Annotated in this window: 19 protein-coding genes; 17 read left to right on the top strand and 2 right to left on the bottom strand. The window is 65.0% G+C overall.

The features are described 5' to 3' along the window. Positions 1-11 precede the first annotated feature (11 nt). From ASG77_RS19380 to ASG77_RS19305, 17 genes are all read left to right on the top strand, one after another. Complete coding sequence (locus ASG77_RS19380; protein WP_056348787.1) at positions 12-989, top strand: ABC transporter permease; 978 nt, start codon at positions 12-14, stop codon at positions 987-989. Between the two features lie 8 nt (positions 990-997). After that, positions 998-2,038: an ABC transporter permease gene (locus tag ASG77_RS19375; RefSeq protein WP_056348784.1), complete on the top strand. Its 1,041-nt coding sequence runs from the start codon at positions 998-1,000 to the stop codon at positions 2,036-2,038. Beyond that, positions 2,035-2,985 (top strand): ABC transporter ATP-binding protein, encoded by a 951-nt coding sequence (locus ASG77_RS19370; protein ID WP_056348783.1) that lies wholly within the window; start codon positions 2,035-2,037, stop codon positions 2,983-2,985. The genes ASG77_RS19375 and ASG77_RS19370 overlap by 4 nt, the downstream gene beginning before the upstream one ends. After that, positions 2,982-4,019 (top strand): ATP-binding cassette domain-containing protein, encoded by a 1,038-nt coding sequence (locus ASG77_RS19365; protein ID WP_056348780.1) that lies wholly within the window; start codon positions 2,982-2,984, stop codon positions 4,017-4,019. Before ASG77_RS19370 ends, ASG77_RS19365 begins: the two co-directional genes overlap by 4 nt. After that, positions 4,016-5,596, top strand: a complete 1,581-nt coding sequence (locus tag ASG77_RS19360) for a glycoside hydrolase family 32 protein (RefSeq protein WP_056348777.1) — start codon at positions 4,016-4,018, stop codon at positions 5,594-5,596. The genes ASG77_RS19365 and ASG77_RS19360 overlap by 4 nt, the downstream gene beginning before the upstream one ends. A gap of 458 nt (positions 5,597-6,054) precedes the next feature. Further along, positions 6,055-7,650, top strand: coding sequence for a glycoside hydrolase family 68 protein (locus ASG77_RS19355; protein ID WP_056348774.1), 1,596 nt, complete (start codon positions 6,055-6,057; stop codon positions 7,648-7,650). 120 nt (positions 7,651-7,770) lie between these two features. Next, positions 7,771-9,447: a glycoside hydrolase family 32 protein gene (locus tag ASG77_RS19350; protein WP_056348771.1), complete on the top strand. Its 1,677-nt coding sequence runs from the start codon at positions 7,771-7,773 to the stop codon at positions 9,445-9,447. Between the two features lie 71 nt (positions 9,448-9,518). Then, positions 9,519-10,022: an Asp23/Gls24 family envelope stress response protein gene (locus tag ASG77_RS19345; protein ID WP_056348769.1), complete on the top strand. Its 504-nt coding sequence runs from the start codon at positions 9,519-9,521 to the stop codon at positions 10,020-10,022. Then, on the top strand, positions 10,019-10,210 hold the full coding sequence (locus tag ASG77_RS19340; RefSeq protein ID WP_056348767.1) for a hypothetical protein: 192 nt from the start codon (positions 10,019-10,021) through the stop codon (positions 10,208-10,210). The genes ASG77_RS19345 and ASG77_RS19340 overlap by 4 nt, the downstream gene beginning before the upstream one ends. Further along, entirely contained in the window at positions 10,207-10,587 is a 381-nt protein-coding gene (locus ASG77_RS19335; RefSeq protein WP_056348764.1) for a hypothetical protein, read from the top strand. The genes ASG77_RS19340 and ASG77_RS19335 overlap by 4 nt, the downstream gene beginning before the upstream one ends. Before the next feature lie 71 nt (positions 10,588-10,658). Continuing rightward, positions 10,659-11,243: a DUF6286 domain-containing protein gene (locus tag ASG77_RS19330; protein WP_235564700.1), complete on the top strand. Its 585-nt coding sequence runs from the start codon at positions 10,659-10,661 to the stop codon at positions 11,241-11,243. Further along, positions 11,240-11,851 carry a hypothetical protein gene (locus tag ASG77_RS19325; protein ID WP_056348757.1) on the top strand — a complete coding sequence of 204 codons (612 nt, stop codon included), beginning with the start codon at positions 11,240-11,242 and terminating at the stop codon, positions 11,849-11,851. Before ASG77_RS19330 ends, ASG77_RS19325 begins: the two co-directional genes overlap by 4 nt. A 213-nt stretch (positions 11,852-12,064) precedes the next feature. Continuing rightward, on the top strand, positions 12,065-12,223 hold the full coding sequence (locus ASG77_RS22065) for a hypothetical protein (RefSeq protein WP_156380383.1): 159 nt from the start codon (positions 12,065-12,067) through the stop codon (positions 12,221-12,223). 311 nt (positions 12,224-12,534) lie between these two features. Continuing rightward, positions 12,535-13,872: an ABC transporter substrate-binding protein gene (locus ASG77_RS19320; protein WP_056348754.1), complete on the top strand. Its 1,338-nt coding sequence runs from the start codon at positions 12,535-12,537 to the stop codon at positions 13,870-13,872. A 93-nt stretch (positions 13,873-13,965) separates the two neighbouring features. After that, on the top strand, positions 13,966-14,931 hold the full coding sequence (locus ASG77_RS19315; RefSeq protein ID WP_056348751.1) for a carbohydrate ABC transporter permease: 966 nt from the start codon (positions 13,966-13,968) through the stop codon (positions 14,929-14,931). Next, on the top strand, positions 14,928-15,905 hold the full coding sequence (locus tag ASG77_RS19310) for a carbohydrate ABC transporter permease (protein WP_056348749.1): 978 nt from the start codon (positions 14,928-14,930) through the stop codon (positions 15,903-15,905). Before ASG77_RS19315 ends, ASG77_RS19310 begins: the two co-directional genes overlap by 4 nt. 145 nt (positions 15,906-16,050) lie before the next feature. Continuing rightward, positions 16,051-17,103, top strand: a complete 1,053-nt coding sequence (locus tag ASG77_RS19305; RefSeq protein WP_056348746.1) for a LacI family DNA-binding transcriptional regulator — start codon at positions 16,051-16,053, stop codon at positions 17,101-17,103. 81 nt (positions 17,104-17,184) lie between these two features. Here ASG77_RS19305 and ASG77_RS19300 read toward each other — a convergent pair whose 3' ends face one another. Both ASG77_RS19300 and ASG77_RS19295 read right to left on the bottom strand, forming a co-directional pair. Continuing rightward, positions 17,185-18,171, bottom strand: a complete 987-nt coding sequence (locus ASG77_RS19300; protein WP_056348743.1) for a hypothetical protein — start codon at positions 18,169-18,171, stop codon at positions 17,185-17,187. A gap of 34 nt (positions 18,172-18,205) precedes the next feature. Further along, positions 18,206-19,012 (bottom strand): exodeoxyribonuclease III, encoded by an 807-nt coding sequence (locus ASG77_RS19295; RefSeq protein WP_056348741.1) that lies wholly within the window; start codon positions 19,010-19,012, stop codon positions 18,206-18,208. Positions 19,013-19,109: the final 97 nt, after the last annotated feature.

Below are 19,109 nucleotides of genomic sequence, written 5' to 3'. Positions count from 1 at the left end.
GGAGGGAAACCGTGCGCTTTATCCTGCGCCGCCTGGGTTTCTACCTGATTGCCTTCTGGGTGTCCATCACCCTGAATTTCCTGCTCCCGCGCTTTATGCCCGGCGACCCCGTTTCCCGGATGTTCGCCCGGAACCAGGACCGGATGCAGCCCGAGCAGATCGAGCAGCTGCGCAAACTGCTCGGCGTGGACGACCGGCCGCTTTGGGAGCAGTACTTCGGCTACCTCCACAACATGCTGACCGGCCAGATGGGCGTTTCCATGTCCCGTTTCCCCGCTCCCGTCACGGAAGTGATCGGCTCGCAGGTGGGCTGGACGCTCCTGCTCGGCGGGACCGCGCTGGTGATCGCCGCCGTCGTGGGTAACCTGCTGGGGATCCTGGCCGCGTGGCGGCGCGGGGGAGCCGTTGACTCGGCGCTCCCGCCGCTGCTGATCTTCATCGGTTCCTTTCCCTACTTCTGGCTTGCCATGGGCGCCCTCTACCTGTTCGGCGTCACGCTGGGCTGGTTCCCCATCCGGCACGCCTTCAGCGACACCATCGGGCCCAGCTTCAGCTGGGAGTTCGTGTCCGACGTCGGCATGCACCTGGTGCTGCCGGCCCTCACCATCGTGCTGGTCTCGATCGGCGGCTGGATGCTGGGAATGCGCAACACGATGATCGCCACCAACGCCGAGGACTACATCACCATGGCCGAGGCGAAGGGCCTGCGCCCCGGACGGATCATGTTCCGCTACGCCGCCCGCAACGCGATGCTGCCGTCCGTGACCGCCTTCGGCATGAGCCTGGGCTTTGTGGTGGGCGGTGCCCTCCTGACCGAGGTGGTGTTCGCCTACCCGGGCGTGGGCTACCAGCTGCTGGCCGCCGTGCAAGGACTCGATTATCCGCTCATGCAGGGCCTGTTCCTGACCATCACGGCCGCCGTGCTGCTGGCCAACTTCCTGGTGGACATCCTCTACGTCCGCCTCGACCCGCGCGTGCGCAGCAACTAGGACTGATCATGACCACTTCCATCGCAAACACCGCTTCCAGCCTGCCCGGCGAGACCCTCGCAGATCCGCTCACCGGCAAAACGCCCGACGGCGGTACCGGGCTTCCGCCCGCGGTTTCCGTCCGGCAATCCAACCGGAGCCTCCTGCACGGGCTGCTGACCAACAAGAAGGCCATGACCGGCGCGGCCATCCTGTTCGTTTTCATCGCGCTGGCGCTTCTGGCCCCGGTGCTGTTCCCGGACAACCCGTCCAAGATCACCGGCATGGCGTCACAGGAGCCCGACGCCGAATACTGGCTGGGCACCACGGCCAAGGGCCAGGACGTCCTGGCCCTGACCATCCACGGTTCCCGCAGTTCCCTGTTTGTGGGCCTGACCGTGGGGTTCGCCTCCACGTTCATCGGCATCCTGGTGGGCCTCGCCTCGGCCTATTTCGGCAAGTTCATAGACGAGGCACTGTCCCTGACCACCAACGTCTTCCTGCTGCTGCCGGGCCTGCCGCTGCTGGTGATCCTGGCCGCGTTCCTGCCACCCGGCCTTGGCACCGTCATCCTGGTCCTGGTGGTCACAGGCTGGGCCGGCTCCGCCCGGGTGCTGCGCTCACAGGCGCTGTCCATCCGGTCCAAGGATTTCGTCGCAGCGGCCGTGGTCACCGGTGAACGGCCGCTGCGGATCATGTTCGGCGAGATCCTGCCGAACATGGCCTCCATCGTGATGGGCACGCTCCTGGCGTGCATCATCTACGGCATCGGCGCCCAGGCCGGCCTGGAGTTCCTGGGCCTGGGCGATGTCAGCACGGTCTCCTGGGGCAACAACCTCTACTGGGCCGGCAACGAAGGTGCGCTGCTGACCGGCAGCTGGTGGGTCTTTGTCCCGTCCGGCGTGTGCATCGCGCTGGTGGCGTTCTCGCTGGCGCTGATCAATTACGCCGTGGACGAGGTCACCAACCCCCGCCTGCGGAAGATCCGCAAGCCCAAGTCCGACAAGCCCAAGCTCACCCAGGCCGACCAACCCAAGCCTGTCCCCACCGGAAAGCGAGCAGCGGCATGACCGTCTCCCAGACCTCTCTCGGCTCGCACGAGCCCGTCCTGGAGATCAAGGACCTCACCGTGAAGTACCGCGGCGACACCCGCTCCACCACCGCCGTCGACCGCGTCTCCTTCAGCATCGGTGCCGGCGAGATCTTCGGCCTGGCCGGCGAATCCGGCTGCGGCAAATCCACCATCGCGAACGCGATCATGCGGCTGCTGCGCGACCCGGCTGAGATCGCCGGCGGCAGCATCCGTTTCGGTGGCAGGGACGTCCTGGCGCTGGGCAAGGAGGAGCTCCGCCGGTTCCGCTGGCAGGATGTGGCCATGGTCTTCCAGTCGGCCATGAACTCGCTCAACCCGGTGATGACCATCGGCGACCAGATCGTCGATATCTTCACCACGCACGCCGGCTACTCCCGCAAGGAGTCCCTGCGGAGGGCCGCCGAACTGCTGGAACTGGTCCGGATCGACCCCGCCCGGCTGAAGTCCTACCCGCACCAGCTTTCCGGCGGCATGCGCCAGCGCGCGGTCATCGCCATGGCCGTGGCGCTTAAGCCGTCCCTGCTGATCCTGGACGAGCCCACCACCGCCCTGGATGTGGTGGTGCAGCAGGAGATCATGGCCCAGATTAAGGACCTGCAGCACCAGCTGGGCTTCTCCGTCCTCTTCATCACGCACGACATGTCCCTCATGGTGGAGCTCTCGCACCGGATGGCCGTAATGTACGGCGGCAGGATCGTGGAAACGGCCAAGTCCCGTGACATCCATACCGCTCCGCGCCACCCGTACACGCAGGCGCTGATGGGAGCGTTCCCACCCCTGACGGGGCCGCGGGTGCCGCTCACCGGCCTGGCCGACGGCGTGAAGTTCAGCAACATCGCCGACCTCCGGGAAGCGGCTCCTGGGCATTTCGTGGCACCCCTTCCCGAGGCACAGGCCGCCGTTCTCCAAGGAGCCCAGTCATGAAAGAACACAGCGAAGCCCCAGCCCTTGAGGTACGGGGCCTGGTCAAGGATTTCCACAGCGGAGGCCTGTTCTCCCGCGCGGCCGTGCGGGCCCTTGGCGGGGTGGACCTGAGCATCGGCAGGGGTGAAATCGTTGCCCTCGTCGGGGAATCGGGCTCCGGCAAGAGCACCCTCGCCCGCTGCATTGCGCGGCTGGAACGGCCCACCGCCGGCCAGATCCTGCTGGACGGCACCGACGTCCTGAAACGGGACCGGTTCCAGGCATCCAGGCAATACCGGGCACAGGTGCAAATGGTGTTCCAGGACCCCTTCGGCTCCCTGAACCCGGTCCACCGGATCGAACACTTCCTGAGTCGTTCCCTCACGCTGCACGGAAAAGCCGGGACCCCGGACCAGCTGCGGACCAGGCTGGATGAACTGATGACCACCGTGGGACTCACTCCGGACATGCTCAATTCCTACCCGCATGAGCTCTCCGGCGGCCAGCGCCAGCGCGTGGCCATCGCCCGGGCACTGGCCGTGGAACCGGAGGTGATCCTGGCCGATGAGCCCACCTCCATGCTGGATGTCTCGGTGCGGATCGGCATCCTCAACCTGCTGCGCGGGCTCCGGGACCAGAAGGGCATTTCCATGCTCTACATCACCCACGACCTTGCCTCAGCGCGCTACCTCGCGGACCGCATCGCCGTGATGTTTGCTGGCGAACTTGTGGAGGAAGGCGAATCGCTGGACCTCCTGGCGAACCCGGCCCACCCCTATACCCGCCTGCTGGTATCGGCCGTACCGGACCCTGCCCGCACCGGATCCTACGATCCCACCGAGCGGGCCGCGCTGCGGGCGGCGGTGATGGAACCGACGTCGTGCGCTTACGACGGCGACCCGCAGCAGCGGTGCTCCACCGCCGAACCCGTGCGGCACCAGGTGGGCGATCCCGCCCATCGGCACTGGGTCCGCTGCCATCTGTACCGGCCGCCCGCTGCTGCAGCCGGCCACGCGTTGGCCACCGAGCCCCTGGAAAAAGTGGTTTCCGCATGACCGGCCTGATCCACCCTCTGGCCACCGTGCCGCAGGACGAACTCGTGATCCGCGCCGAGGCGGATCCGCACCGGCCGCGCTTCCACTTCGTCTCGCCCGCAGGCTGGCTCAACGATCCCAACGGAGTCAGCCAGTGGAACGGCACCTACCACCTCTTCTACCAGTACAACCCGGAGGGCGCCTTCCACCACCGCATCCTGTGGGGCCACGCCACCAGCACGGACCTGGTCACCTGGACGGATCAGCCGGTCGCGCTGGAACCCACGGACGGGCCGGACTCTCCGGACGCCGACGGCTGCTGGTCCGGGGTGCTGGTGAACGACGGCGGCACGCCAACCCTGGTGTATTCAGGCCGGAACAGCGAACGCGAACTGCCCTGTGTGGCGGTCGGCTCGCCGGACCTGCTCACCTGGACCAAAGCCCCGGAAAACCCGGTGATCGCTGCCCCGCCGGCCGGGGTGGACGTCACCGCCTACCGGGACCATTGCGTGTGGCGCGAGGGCTCCCGCTGGCGCCAGTTGGTGGGCTCGGGCATCCGGGGCCGGGGCGGCACGGCGTTTCTCTACGAGTCGGCTGACCTCCGGACCTGGGACTACATCGGGCCGCTGTTTATTGGCGACGCGTCCGCCGGCGATCCCGCGGCGACGGACTGGGAGGGCACCATGTGGGAGTGCGTGGACCTGTTCCGCGCTGGACCAGGGACTCTGGGGGATGCTGCGGAGTCGCTGGGCGGCGGTGGTGCGGCCGACGATGTGCTGGTCTTTTCCGCCTGGGACGACGGCGACACCCGGCACCCGCTGTACTGGACCGGGCGGTATGCGGGAGATTCGTACGCCCCGCAGCAGCTGCGCCGGCTGGATTACGGAGGCAGGTACTTTTACGCGCCCCAGTCGTTCTCCGACGACGCCGGCCGCCGTGTGATGTTCGGCTGGCTGCAGGAGGGTCGGACGGACGAGGCCATGGTGGAGGCCGGTTGGTCCGGCGTGATGAGCCTGCCGCGCGTGGCGACCCTCGACTCCGAAGGGGAGCTGGCCTTTGCGCCCGTTCCGGAGGTTGAGGCGCTTCGCCGGGACCACGTCAGGATAGGGCCTCGGGAAGTGGCCGGCAGCGACGTTCTCGCCGGAGTTGCGGGCAACCAGCTGGACCTGGAACTGGACGTTGAGCTGGAGCCGGGGAGCGTGTTCCGGCTCGGGGTTCTGGCTTCCGGGGTTAATCCGGCCGGAACTTCCCAAAGCCCCGCCGAGGAGACCGTCATCGAGGTGGGCCGCGCCGCCGGAAGCACCGGGGAGTCCTGGCTGCGGCTGGACCGCTCCGGCAGCAGCCTGGACCATTCTATGGACGCGGAAGCGCGGTCAGGACCGGTACCACTTCCCGGCGGCAAGCTTCACCTACGAGTCCTTGTGGACCGCTCGACGTTGGAGATTTTCGCCAACGGCAAGCCCCTGACCGCCCGCGTCTACCCCACCCTGGGCGGGACGGCTGTGCGGCTGTCCGCCGAGGGGAAGGTGCGCCTGCGGCAGCTCGATGCCTGGCGGATGGAAGGGATCTTCCGGGGGCCGCGCCCGCTGTTCCCCTAGCCACCGCTGCCGCCCCACACCCCCATCGATTGCTCCGTAGAAGCCCTTTTGGGGCTTCAAAACGGCCATTACGGAGCAACGGATGGGGAAAAGCAGGCAAACGGGACGTGAATCTTCTCACCAAAAGAGATTCGAACCGAAACATTTGACGCTACCACTCCGATGTGTCACGCGCGCGCAATCAGAAATGTAAGCGCTTGCACAAAGTTGGGTCAACGGCCGTTTTCGGCCACTGAAACACGGTTTGGCAGGCCCCCGCCGGCTGCCTACCGTAGAGGCGGGCCAGGGAAAAGATATCCTTCCTGGCCCTGAAGCGGGGCCCTACCCAAGCCCCGTACCCCTCGACACAACGGCGTCCTCGATGACGCCTGTTGCGTCGTCGGGGCTGCCGGAGTTTCGGGGAACAGGGCACCTGCCCGTCTTCCACGAATAGTTTCAACTCCGCGAGAAGAGCAAACATGCACAAGCACCCCCAACCTGTCCGGATGCTGCGGTGGCGCCCTGCCGCCGCGGCACTGGCTGCAGCTGTAGTGGCATCGGTCTTCCTGGCCGTTCCCTCAGCGCAGGCCAACGAGCCGGCGGATCCGCCGGCCGCGCAGCAGATGCCGGCCCCCACCCCGGGCTTCCCCCTGCCCAGCACGCACAGCCAGCAGGCCTATGACCCGGCGTCGGACTTCACCTCGAAGTGGACCCGCGCGGACGCCAAGCAGATCATGGCCCAAAGCGATTCCACCGTTGCTCCCGGCGTGAACTCCATGAGCCCGGACGTCACCATGCCGGAAATCCCCGAGGACTTCCCCGCCATGAACGACGACGTCTGGGTCTGGGACACCTGGTCCCTCACGGATGAAAACGCGAACCAGATCAGCTACAAGGGCTGGGACGTCATCTTCTCCCTCGTGGCCGACCGCGACGCTGGCTACGGCTTCGATCAGCGCCACTGGAACGCCCGGATCGGCTACTTCTTCCGCAAGACCAACGCTGACCCGGCCACGGACAAGTGGAACTACGGCGGACACGTCTTTGCTGACGGCGCCTCCATCGGCAACACTGAATGGTCCGGTTCTACCCGCCTGATGCAGGGCAACCACGTCAACGTCTTCTACACGGCCACCACGTTCTACGACGTGGCCGAGCGGAACGCCGGCGGCGGCGGCATCGCCCCTGACGCGGCCATCGCCAAGGCCCTCGGCAACATCCACGCCGACCAAAACGGCGTCACCTTCGACGGTTTCACGCACACCAAGCTCCTTGAGCCGGACGGCGAGATGTACCAGAACAAGGCGCAGAACCCCGGGTTCGCCTTCCGCGATCCATACACGTTCGAGGACCCGGCACACCCCGGCAAGACCTACATGGTCTTCGAAGGCAACACCGGCGGCACCCGTGGAGAATACGAGTGCAAGGCCGAGGACCTCGGCTACCAGCCGGGAGACCCCAACGCCGAGAACCTCAACGAGGTCAACAGCTCCGGCGCCTACTACCAGACCGCCAACGTGGGCCTGGCAGTGGCGGACAACAAGGACCTGACCAAGTGGTCCTTCCTGCCGCCTATCCTGTCCGCGAACTGCGTCAACGACCAGACGGAACGCCCGCAGATCTTCATCCAGAACGAAGGCGGCAAGAACAAGTACTACCTGTTCACCATCAGCCACCAGTTCACCTACGCGGCCGGAATGCGCGGCCCCGACGGCGTCTACGGCTTTGTGGGCGACGGCGTTCGCTCCGACTACCAGCCGATGAACAACAGCGGCCTGGCCCTGGCCTCGCCGACTGACCTGAACTTGCCGTCCGAATCCCCGGAAAGGCCAACCCCCAGCCAGAATGGCCGGCAGTTCCAGGCCTATTCGCACTACGTGCAGCCGGGCGGCCTGGTGCAGTCCTTCATCGACAACGTGAACGGTGTCCGCGGCGGATCCCTGTCACCCACCGTGAAGATCAACTTCCGCGACGGAATCTCACAGGTTGACCGCACATTCGGCCAGAACGGCCTTGGCCCGTTCGGCTACCTGCCCACCAACCTCAACGTCGGCGGTGCCGGCCACTACAAGTGACCGGCATTATCGGTGACCGGCACCAGCAGTAGCCAGCACCGCCCCTGACCGGGGCGAAATCAGTAAACGGGGACGTCCGTGACATTCACGGGCGTCCCCGCCTCAAATTTTAGGATCCCCATGCTTTTCTTCACCGCTTCCCGGCCGCGCCTGAGCAGCCCGGACAGACGCAGGTCCAGCAGACCGGCCCTTTCCGCCGTCGTCGCCCTGCTCCTGGCGGTGACAGTCGCCGGCTGCACCCCTGATTCGCAGAACGGGAATCCCGACGCCGGAAGCCACCCTCCTGAGGGCTCCTCCCAAGGTGCCGCAACGCCATCGGCCGGCGATCCCTGGCGTCCTGCGGCGCACCTGACGCCGTCAAAGAACTGGATGAATGATCCCAACGGCCTGGTGTACGAAGACGGCACCTACCACGCGTTCTACCAGTACAACCCGAAGGGCAACGACTGGGGCAACATGTCCTGGGGCCACTCCACCAGCACTGACCTGGTGCACTGGGCGGAAGAACCGGTGGCCATGGAGGCCACGGAAACCGAGGAAATCTTCTCCGGCTCGATCGTGGTGGACACGGACAACACCTCGGGGCTGGGCAGCAAGGACCGGCCGGCCATGGTGGCCCTATATACGAGTGCGTACAAGGAAAATGCCCCGCTGCCCAAAGGCTCCCAGGCCCAGTCCGTCGCGTACAGCCTTGACCACGGCCGCACCTGGAAGAAGTACCAGGACAATCCGGTCGTGGATCTGCAGCCCTCTTCGCAGAACTTCCGCGATCCCAAAGTCACCTGGTACGAGCCGGGACAATATTGGGTCATGACCACCGTCGTGGCCGACGACCACGTGGTGAAGATCTATAAATCCAAGGACCTCCTGCACTGGGACTTCCTCAGCGACTTCTCCGGGGTAGGCGCCCAGGGCGGACTGTGGGAAATGCCTGAACTCCTGGAGGTTCCCGTGGAAGGGACGGACGAGCGGCGCTGGGTCATGCTCCTCAGCATCAACCCGGGCGGCATAGCCGGCGGGTCAGGGATGCAGTACTTCACGGGAGAGTTCGACGGCGTGACGTTCCGTGCCGAGGGCGCCGCCAGTCCGGACGCTCCGCTGGAGGACCACCAGTGGGTGGATTACGGCGCGGATTTCTACGCGGCCACCACCATTTCCGGCGCCCCCGGCGGCAAGCCCGTCCTCTTCGGCTGGATGGGGAACTGGGACTACGCCCAGAACATGCCCACCACCCCGTGGCGCGGCGCCATGGCAATTCCCCGCGAACTGACGCTCTCCGGTGGAAGCAGCAACGGTAACGACGACGGCGGCAGGCCCGCCTTGCGCTCGTCCATCGCCGCTGCCCCCGCTGGAGTTTTGTCCAGCGGAGTTGCCTCCGAGCGGCAACTGACAGTTGCCAATGAAAGCAAGCCGCTGGGGGAGGACTTCTCCTCCAGGTCCCAACTCCTGGATGTTGAACTGACGCCGGACGGTGCTGCGGAGGCCGGAATCGAACTGCGCGGGCTCAAGATCCGTTACCAGGCGCAGTCAGGCACGCTGACGGTTGACCGGTCCGCGGCAGGGACCTCAAACTTTTCGGACAAGTTCAGCCCCTACCACCAGGTGAGCGTGCCACTGGTGGACGGAAAACTGAAGCTGCGGATCCTGCTCGATACCTCCTCGGTGGAAGTGTTCGCCCCCGACAGCGGCACTGTCATCACAGACCTCTTCCTGCCCGACTGGGCAGACACTGACACGTCGGTGTTCAGCGAAGGCGGAAAGGCCGGATTTACGCTGACCGGCCGGAAGCTGGCCTGACTCGCCGCGGATTCCCGTACGTTCCCACACGCAGGGGATAGGGTTGGGAACAACAGAAGGGGAAGTGTCTGATGGAATACCAGAACCCACAACCCGATGCGGGCGTCGAGCGCCAGCATGCGACCAGCCAGCCTGCTACCAGCCACCACGCCGCCAGCCATGCGCCCGTGCCCGGTCATGGCCGCACCGTGATCGCTGAGACCGCCGTGGCGAAAGTTGCCGGCATCGCTGCCCGTGCCGTGCCCGGCGTCTATTCCTTGGGCTCGGCTCCGTCGCGTGCGCTGGGGGCCATCCGGGACGCCGTCGGCAGTTCGGACCACGCTGCAGGCGTCCGTGCCGAGGTCGGTGAGACGCAAGTGGCGGTGGATATCAGCCTGGTGGCCTCCTACGGCACGCCCCTGCACTCCCTGGCCAATCAGGTCAGAGCAGCCGTTTACCGCGCGGTCGAGGAACTCGTCGGCCTGCAGGTCATTGAAGTGAACGTCGAAATAACCGATGTCTACGTGGCGCCGCCGGTGAAGGCCGGAGCCCCTGCCGTCGCCGTCGCCGTCGCCGAGAGGGAGGCACTGCTGTGAATCTGACCGTTGTGGGGATCGCCATGGGCGCCTTCGTAGCGTTTATGTCCTTCCAGTTCGGGCTGTGGGGCTTCCTGGTCTCGCTCCTCTTTATGGCCGTCGGCGCCCTCCTCGGCCGCGCAGCGGAAGGGAAACTGGACCTGCGCGGCGTCCTGGATGCCATCATCGGCCGGCGCTCCTCGTCATGACGTCAGTGGCACCTTCCGTCCCCGGCCGGGTCCTGAGCGGACACAACCGCATCAGCACGCAGGCCCTGACCAGCCTGGCCAGGACAGCGGCCGCGGAAGCCCTCGGTGTGGATCCCCATGATGTCCGGGCGGACTGGACGGACGACGACGGCCTGCTGGCGTTGTCGCTGGTGTCGCCTATCAGGATCCCGCCCCTGGCCACCGTGCTCAGGGACGCAGGCCGGGTGGCCGCATTCGGTGGATCCATTTGGGACCGGACGGTCGATGCCAAATCCAGGATCCTTTCGACGGTCACGGCCCTCAGCGGTGCCAGCCTGAGCAGGGTGGATATCCGCATCAGCGGCGTTAAGCCGATCGAGGGAGGCCGGGTCCAGTGAGCGGAGGATCAGTGGACGGGGACCTCGATTCGAGGCAGCCAAGCCGCGCCCGAGCCCAGCCGCAACCCGATATGCGCAGGGTCGTCTACCGGGAAACCCATTCCCCGCGGGCAGTGGTGGCAACAGTGGCCGCGGTCCTGGTGATGGGGCTGGCAGGCTACGGTCTGCTCGAATCTGCCGTTCACGCCATTGGTCAGCCGGCCTGGCTGATCGAACCGCAGCTGGCGGCGGAGCGGATCGTTGCACTTCCGGCGGGTATCCCGCCGTTGCTGCTCGCTGCCAGCGGCGGCGTAGTAGCCATGGTGGGGCTGTTTTTCCTGCTCAACGCCGTCCTGCCGGGAAGACGAGCCCGGCACGTGCTGAACGGCACCACGCTGAACGGCACCGGAACTTCGTCCGCCGTTGTGGTCGATGACGAGGTCATCGCCTCCGCCCTGGCACGCAGTGCACGGCTCGCTGCCAATGTCACCCCGGAGCAGGTCATGGTGGTGGTGTCCCGGCGGCAGATTATCGTCAACGTGCGCCCCACCTCAGGGGTTCCGGTGGCGGAAGCCGCGGTGCTGGCCGCGGTCCAGGACGAGCTCAGCGGGATGTCACTGGTCCCGGTGCCTGACGTCCGAGTGAACATTTCCACCGTAGGAGTGATTGGAGCATGACGGCCACACCCTCGCTCCTCAACCGGATCCTGGTGGGCATCCTCGGCCTCAAGCTGCTCGCAGTGGGCATCCTGCTCGTCCTGCTGGCCACCGTTCCACCCGTGGCAACCTGGTGGCATGCCTGGTCCGGATCGGCCTGGCGGAGCGTCAAACAGTCCTTCGACAGCACCCGCTTTCCCGGACGTCCGGAAAGCTGGCTCTGGATTGTGATGGCGTTTGCCCTGGTGGTTCTGATCGGCCTGATGGTTGCTTGGATCGCGCAGCAGGGCAAAGGCCGGAGCAACTTGCTGGTGGCCGAGTACGATCCCGGCACAGTAGCCGGGGATGTCCGGATCAGCGGTGGAGTGGCGGAACAGGCGTTGAAGCACGCCTTGGCTGAACGGCCCGATCTGGCGGGTGCCACGGTGGCAACATACGATGTCCAGGGCAGCCCTGCCTTGAAAATCCGGCTCCAGCCGCGCCAGGGCGTGGCGCCGCATCTCCTTGCGGCCGAGGTCTCTGCCCTGGTGGACGCCTTGGACCAAGTGGTGGGAAAACAGACACCCGTCCTGATTCACATTGGTGCCGGGGCCAGGACACGGTTCAGCCGCGCTGAGCGCGTCCGTTAGCTGCCCTGAAGGGGAGACGACCCATAGGGCATGGATGCCGTCCGCGTCATGTCAAGGTGGCCAAGTGACCCGAAACGACCCTGTTGGTGAAGGGTGCGCGTTTCCTGGCCGTAAGGTGATGCGGGGACAGCTGATCATACCTGCCCGGCGGTCCTCGCCTGGCGGAGAGTCTCACCGGCCGGCTGGAATGCCGGTCAACTAAAGGAGAACAACATGAGCGAAGAAGTAACCGGCACCGAAGCACCCAAACACGGAATCGAAGGCGCTGCTGAAAAGGCCAGGAAGTTCGCGGGCGAAGCCATTGACAACGTCAAGCAGTTCGTCAAGAGCCTCGGCGCCAGAATCGCGGGACTGTTCAAGGGCGGCAAGTAGGCCAAATCAGTGGGGCATGCCCCAAAAGGCCTTATCGGGTGCCGCGCTCCCCAGGGAGCGCGGCACCCATTCCTTTGAGCAGCCTGCGGTTGTGAGAACACTGAGTCGAGGGCATCTTAGCGCCTCGGACGACAACGCTGCGGCGTCCAACGCCCGCGGACTGGGCCTAGATATCTTTTCGGACACAACCGCATGTAAACGCTTGCATTCCTTGCCGGAGCCTGATTAGTGTGTGATTCACACCACGTGAAGATGTCGGTCACCTTAGTCTCACCTGTTGAAGTTCTGTAACTCACCGAGGAGTCCTCAGCATGAAAAACCGCAAATACCTGCTTCCGGTTGCTGCCACCGGAATTCTGGCACTGTCCCTGACAGCCTGTAGTCCCAGCGGGGGCGGTGGCGGCACCACCGGCAGTGACTGTTCTCCCTACGAGAGTTACGGCAAGCACGACGGCAAGACCGTCTCCGTCTACTCCACCATCGTGGACATCGAAGCCACTAACCTGGAAACCGCCTGGGCAACGTTTGAGGAATGCACCGGGGCAACCATCAAATACGAGGGCAGCAAGGAATTCGAGACCCAGATCGGTGTCCGGGCCAAGGCAGGAAACGCCCCGGACGTCGCCATCTTCCCGCAGCCAGGCCTCCTGGCCGATCAGGCCAAGGCAGGCGGCCTGAAGCCGGCTCCGAAGGCAGTCTCGGATCTTGTGGACAAGAACTGGTCCGCTGACTGGAAGAAGTACGGCACGGTGGATGGGACGTTCTACGCGGCACCGATGCTCGCGAACGTCAAGGGTTACGTCTGGTACGCCCCGAAGACGTTCAAGGACAAGGGCTGGGAAGTTCCCAAGACCTGGGACGAAATGCTGACCCTGTCGTCGAAGATCGCCGATGACGGCACCATGAAGCCGTGGTGTGCCGGCTTCGAATCCGGCGAAGCGACCGGCTGGCCGGGCACTGACTGGGTCGAGGATGTTGTCCTCCGCGCCCAGGGCCCCGAGGTCTACGACCAGTGGGTCACGCACGGGATTCCGTTCAACGACCCCAAGATCGTGGATGCCCTGAACAAGACGGGCGAGATCCTCCTGAACTCCGACTATGTCAACGGTGGATTTGGCGACGTTCGTTCAATCCTGACCACCGGCTTCGCGCAGGCAGGTCAGCCCGTCCTCGATGGCCAGTGCGCCATGCACCACCAGGCCAACTTCCAGGCAGCCAACTGGCCGGAAGGGACCGCCGTGGCTCCCGATGGCGACGTCTGGGCCTTCATGACGCCTCCGATCGACCCCAGCAAGGGCCAGGCAATCACCGGCGGCGGCGAGATGGTGGGCGCTTACAAGGACACCCCGGAGGCGCAGGCCTTCCTGGCCTACTTGGCCAGCGCCGAGTTCGCCAACAACCGCGTCAAGCTCGGTGGCGTCATCAGTGCCAACAAGGGATTGGACCCGGCGAGTGCCCAGACGGAACTCGACAAGCAGTCCATCGCACTGCTCCAGGATCCGGACACAGTCTTCCGCTTCGACGGCTCTGACCTGATGCCTGGCGCCGTAGGCTCCAACTCCTTCTGGAAGGGCATCGTTGCATGGATCAACGGCACTCCCGCCCAGCAGGTTGCCGACAGCGTCGAAGGCAGCTGGCCTAAGAGCTAACCTCCTTCGCATCGCGCCCTTGGGACATCAAGTTCCAAGGGCGCGATGTCGATTCCGAACAAACTGATCCACGCACACCACGGAGGTTGGGCAATGGAGTTTCTTGGAGGAAAATTTCTTCAAGTTTTTATCGCCTTGGCGGTTTTTGCCGCGCTAATTGGGCTGATCATGCTGATTGTGGACAGGGCTCCCAAATCAGTCAAAGACAAACTGACGATCGTTGGCTTTTTGGCGCCGGCGGCAATCCTGATGCTGGTCGGCCTGGTTTATCCCGCCGTGCAGACATCATTCCTGGCATTCACGAATGCCTCCGGCCAACCCAACGGAGTCGATAACTTCGTCTGGATGTTTACCCAGCCCGAGGCGCTGGCCACCCTCCGCAACACGGTCATCTGGACCGTTCTGGTGCCGTTGCTGTCCACGGTCTTCGGTCTCGCTTACGCGGTGTTCATTGACAAGGCGCGCGGCGAAAATGCCCTCAAAGCTTTGGTCTTTATGCCGGTGGGCATCTCGATGGTGGGCGCCGGCATCATCTGGAAGCTTGTGTACGACTACCGCGGCCCCGGCATTGAACAGACTGGCGTCGTTAACGCTGTGCGGGTTGCCCTGGGCATGGACCCCAAGCAATTCCTTCTTGATGCCCCGGAAAACACCATCTTCCTCATCATCGTGATGGTGTGGATCCAAACAGGCTTTGCCATGGTGATCCTCTCTGCTGCCATCAAAGGTGTGCCGGTGGAACTGGTTGAGGCGGCGCGCCTGGACGGTGCCAACCCCTGGCAGCAGTTCCGCAATGTGACGGTTCCCGGCATTCGGGGCGCTTTGGTGGTGGTGCTGACAACCATCACCATCGCCACCCTGAAAGTCTTCGACATTGTCCGCACCATGACGGCGGGCAACTATGACACGTCCGTGATCGCCAACGAGATGTACACACAGGCCTTCCGCGCCGGCGAACCGGGCAGGGGTGCGGCGCTGGCCCTCGTCCTGTTCCTTCTCGTACTGCCCATAGTGGTCTACAACGCCCGCGTACTTCGTCAGCAAAGGGAAATCCGATGACCGTCATGCCAGCGCCGGATGAGGCGGCCAACTCTTCCCGGACCCAGTCACGCAAAGACAAAGGCCGTCCCGCGACGCCGGAGGATTCCGCACCGATCATGCGGCGCGTCAAGACCAAGCTCACGTCACGGTGGGCCACTGCGGCCGCCGTGATCATTGCGACGATCTGGACCGTGCCCACCTTCGGCCTCCTGGTCTCCTCCATCCGTCCCGCGGCCAAGCAGGTGGGCCCGCGCTCGGATGGCTGGTGGAACTTCTTTGCCGACTGGGATTTTACTTTCAAGCACTACGTCGACGTCACGGCAGCAGCCGGATCGCAGTCTGCAAACCTTTCTCAGTACTTCGTCAACTCCCTGGCGATTGTCATTCCGGTGACCGTCTTTGTCCTGGTGCTCGCCTCCATGGCGGCCTACATCTTCGCCTGGGGCAACTTCAGGGGCCGCGAGGCTTCGTTCATCTTCGTGTTCGCGTTGCAGATCATTCCCCTGCAGATGGCACTCATCCCGCTGCTGTCATTGTTCACACAGGTCCTGAAGCTCCCGCCCGGGTCCTATGCCCAGCTGTGGATCGCCCACACCATGTTTGGACTCCCGTTGGGTATCTTCCTGCTCCACAACTTCATCTCGGAGATCCCGGGCGAAGTTATCGAGGCCGCGAAGGTGGACGGGGCAGGACACACCACGATTTTCTGGCGGATCATCCTCCCGTTGTCCGTGCCGGCTCTGGCATCCCTGGCCATCTTCCAGTTCCTGTGGGTCTGGAATGACCTTCTGGTGGCATTGGTGTTCTCGGGTGGAACGGCGGACGTAGCGCCCATCACCCAACGGCTCGCTGAGATCTCCGGTACCCGCGGCAACAGGGACTTCCTGAACCCTGCCGCCGCGTTCGTCTCGATCATCGTCCCGCTGGCCGTGTTCCTTGGCCTGCAGCGCTTCTTTGTCCGCGGTCTCCTGGCCGGCGGACTCAAGGGCTGACCGGGCTCAGGGCTGATCCTCCTAGGCTGATCGGACCCAAGGGGAGGTAGGCAGGTAACACTGTGACGTCGGGCGGCCCGCAACCTAGCATGGCTTGGGGGCAACTGCATAGCGGATATTAGGTTTGAACCCATGAGGGGAAACGGTGGCACGCATGGCTGAGAGGTCTCAAAGGGGTGGCCACAGCGGCGTCAGCATTGAGGACGTGGCAGCAGCCGCAGGCGTCTCCACCGCCACCGTTTCCCGGGCCGTACGCGGGCTTCCCAGGGTTTCGCCCGCCACCAGGGAGAAGATCCTCGAGGTGGCGGGCGCCTTGGGTTATGTGGCGTCGTCGTCGGCGTCAGGTTTGGCCACCGGCCGCACCAAGACCATTGGCGTGCTGGCTCCGTTCGTGAGCCGCTGGTTCTTCTCCAAGGCCATTGAGGGCGCGGACCGCGAACTTCACGCCCGCCACTACAATCTTTCCCTCTTTAACCTGGGCGGTCACGGCAGCAACCGGGAACGCCTGTTCAGCAAGACCATGGTTTACAAACAGATTGACGCCCTGCTTGTCCTTTGTATGGCGCTCAGCCACGATGAACTGGACCATCTCCAAAAGATTGATATCCCGCTGATCGTGGTGGGAGGCCATGTGGAAGAGTGCGCGTACATCGGCATCGACGACTACGCCGCAGCGTCCACCGCCGTACGGCACCTGATCGACCTCGGCCACCGGGACATTGCCCTCCTGCACGGCGACGACGAAACGGACCTTAACTTCGACGTACCCCGCGTGCGGATCCTGGCTTTCAAGGACGTTATGGCAGGAGCAGGGCTGCCCACCCGCCCCGAGTGGGACGAATGGGGCGATTTCACGGTCCGCAGCGGCCAAGAGGCGTTCCGGCGCCTCTGGGCCCAGCCCGGCCCGAAGCCGACCGCCATCTTTTGCGCCTCCGACGAAATGGCCATGGGCGTCATCTTCGAAGCAGCACACGTAGGCGTGCGGGTCCCTGAGGACCTCTCGGTGGTGGGGATCGATGACCACGATTTCGCCGACGCGATGGGCCTGACCACCGTGGGACAACGGCCCGACGAACAGGCCGAACTGGCTACCAAGATGCTCATCGACGAACTGGACGGCACGGTCGGGGCGGTCCAATCCGCCGTCGCGCCCCACCGGCTCATCATCAGGCGTACGACGGCGCCGCCTCCTTCCTGAGGAGGCGCGGCGTGGCATCCGGCCAGGAAGCCGCTGTCGCGAAGCCGTGTCTAGGAAGAAGCCGTGTCCAGGAAACAGCGGTCAGGACGCGCGGGCGAGCTGCCGGATGGGAATCCAGCGGGAAGCCAGCCTGCGGTAGGCCGCCGCGGCGCCCGTCATGTCGCCCTCTGCCAGGCATTCGATGCCCAGCCGGATGTCCATGGGCGACTCGTCCGGGTACACCTTGTCCGCCACGGCGCCGTAGTCGAGTTCCACCATGGAATTGACGTGGAACAGCTCCAGCCATTCGGTCAGCTGCGCGAGGTCGTCCAGCATGTCCAGGTCCGGGGCTGCCAGCGCCAGGTGGGCCACGGCGTACCGTGCCCGCTCCATGGCTTCGGTGATGGGAGCCCACACCCTGACGGTGAGGATGCGCCCGCCTGATTCCACCACGTCCTTATGATCGCCTTCCATAAACAGCGAGAACCAGCTGAAGGGGATGCCCCACGTGGAGGCGCGGGTATGCACACGGATGGCGCCGTCACGGGCTTTGACCTGGTCAATGCGTTCCTGGTGCTTGTCCCGCTGCTCTTCCGGAATCAGCATCTCGGCCAACGGGCCGTGGATGCCTTCCATGAGGGCATTGGCGGCGAGCCCGGCGCGCAGGACCAACTGGCTGGGGCAGTACAGCAGGATGCGGCCGGCGTCAGCGTCACGGCCAGCGTCAGGCCCAAAGCCGGAACCGGCGCCTATCCCGGTACCCAATCCGGCCTCGGCACCCGGGCCGGCGGCAGCACCGGCGTCGGACGTTCCTTGTTGCGGGGTCCGCCCTGGTGGTACACCGGGAATGCTGGTGACCCGGACCAGATCCGTCCGCCCGGTAGGGAAGGGGTCCCCGCCGGAGCGGGTGATCCGGCCCAGCGAGGCCAGCAGTTCGGCGTTTTCGACGGCGGCCCGGGAGGCTGTGCGGGCACCGGCGGTCCGGATGGCCTCCCGCTGTCCTTCCGGGAAGGCTTCCAGCGGTTCGTAGACGCGCAGGGTGGAGGAGAACGGCAGACCGGCCTGGCCCCGGTAGAGGTTTCCCGTCATTACAGTCTCCCTTCCTGGGCCCCGGCTGCAGCCATCAGTCCGCCAGTTCCACCAGAACGGGGGCGTGGTCCGAGGCGCCCTTGCCCTTGCGTTCCTCGCGGTCGATCGACGCGCCCGTGACGCGGGCCGCCAACGCGGGGGAGCCAAGGACAAAGTCAATGCGCATCCCCTCCTTTTTGGGGAAGCGCAGCTGGGTGTAATCCCAGTAGGTGTATACGCCGGGACCGGGGGTGTACTCGCGTGCCACGTCGGTGAAGCCCGCCTCTTCGAAAGCGTGGAAGGCCGCGCGTTCCGGCGGGCTGACATGGGTGTACTTGTTATTGACGAACAGGTCGATGTCCCAGACGTCGTCGTCGAACGGCGCAATGTTCCAGTCGCCCATCAGGGCTACCTGAGCTGTCGGGTCGGCGGTCACCAGGGCCTGGGCGTGGGTCTTCAGGGATTCAAGCCACTTGATCTTGTAGGGCATGTGTTCGTCGTCCAGCGAGCGGCCGTTGGGCACGTAGAGGCTCCAGACCCGGACGCCGCCGCAGGTCGCGGCCATGGCACGGGCTTCCTGGACGGGGTCCTTGCCTTCTTTCCCGAACGGAGGCTGGTCCAGGAAAGTGCGCTCGACGTCTTCCAGGCCTACCCGGGACGCGATGGCTACGCCGTTCCACTGGTTCACACCGAAGTGGGCCACCTCGTAGCCCATGCGTTCGAACAGTTCCCAGGGGAAGTTTTCGTCCTTGCATTTGGTCTCCTGGATGGCCAGGACGTCGCAATCGCTGCGCTGTAGCCAGGCCTCCACACGGTCGGCGCGGGCACGGAGGGAGTTCACATTCCAGGTAGCAATCTTCACAGTCCCTAACTTACCGAACTTGTTGCCCGGAGGCGTTGCCGCGGCGTCGGCGGGGCCGGTTCCGGTCAGGCTGTCGGCCCGTGCCCCTGCAGAAACG

Origin of the sequence: Arthrobacter sp. Soil762, assembly GCF_001428335.1 — a bacterium.
Classification (GTDB): domain Bacteria; phylum Actinomycetota; class Actinomycetes; order Actinomycetales; family Micrococcaceae; genus Arthrobacter.
This window is presented reverse-complemented; position numbering and strand designations above follow the sequence as displayed.

Excerpts from the sequence above, each read along its gene's own strand:
- ASG77_RS19370 (WP_056348783.1), top strand. The coding sequence starts at position 2,035 with ATGACCGTCTCCCAGACCTCTCTCGGCTCGCACGAGCCCGTCCTGGAG.
- ASG77_RS22065 (WP_156380383.1), top strand. The coding sequence starts at position 12,065 with ATGAGCGAAGAAGTAACCGGCACCGAAGCACCCAAACACGGAATCGAA.
- ASG77_RS19365 (WP_056348780.1), top strand. The coding sequence starts at position 2,982 with ATGAAAGAACACAGCGAAGCCCCAGCCCTTGAGGTACGGGGCCTGGTC.
- ASG77_RS19315 (WP_056348751.1), top strand. The coding sequence starts at position 13,966 with ATGGAGTTTCTTGGAGGAAAATTTCTTCAAGTTTTTATCGCCTTGGCG.
- ASG77_RS19355 (WP_056348774.1), top strand. The coding sequence starts at position 6,055 with ATGCACAAGCACCCCCAACCTGTCCGGATGCTGCGGTGGCGCCCTGCC.
- ASG77_RS19320 (WP_056348754.1), top strand. The coding sequence starts at position 12,535 with ATGAAAAACCGCAAATACCTGCTTCCGGTTGCTGCCACCGGAATTCTG.
- ASG77_RS19300 (WP_056348743.1), bottom strand. The coding sequence starts at position 18,171 with ATGACGGGAAACCTCTACCGGGGCCAGGCCGGTCTGCCGTTCTCCTCC.
- ASG77_RS19310 (WP_056348749.1), top strand. The coding sequence starts at position 14,928 with ATGACCGTCATGCCAGCGCCGGATGAGGCGGCCAACTCTTCCCGGACC.
- ASG77_RS19345 (WP_056348769.1), top strand. The coding sequence starts at position 9,519 with ATGGAATACCAGAACCCACAACCCGATGCGGGCGTCGAGCGCCAGCAT.
- ASG77_RS19330 (WP_235564700.1), top strand. The coding sequence starts at position 10,659 with ATGCGCAGGGTCGTCTACCGGGAAACCCATTCCCCGCGGGCAGTGGTG.
- ASG77_RS19325 (WP_056348757.1), top strand. The coding sequence starts at position 11,240 with ATGACGGCCACACCCTCGCTCCTCAACCGGATCCTGGTGGGCATCCTC.
- ASG77_RS19335 (WP_056348764.1), top strand. The coding sequence starts at position 10,207 with ATGACGTCAGTGGCACCTTCCGTCCCCGGCCGGGTCCTGAGCGGACAC.
- ASG77_RS19375 (WP_056348784.1), top strand. The coding sequence starts at position 998 with ATGACCACTTCCATCGCAAACACCGCTTCCAGCCTGCCCGGCGAGACC.
- ASG77_RS19350 (WP_056348771.1), top strand. The coding sequence starts at position 7,771 with ATGCTTTTCTTCACCGCTTCCCGGCCGCGCCTGAGCAGCCCGGACAGA.
- ASG77_RS19360 (WP_056348777.1), top strand. The coding sequence starts at position 4,016 with ATGACCGGCCTGATCCACCCTCTGGCCACCGTGCCGCAGGACGAACTC.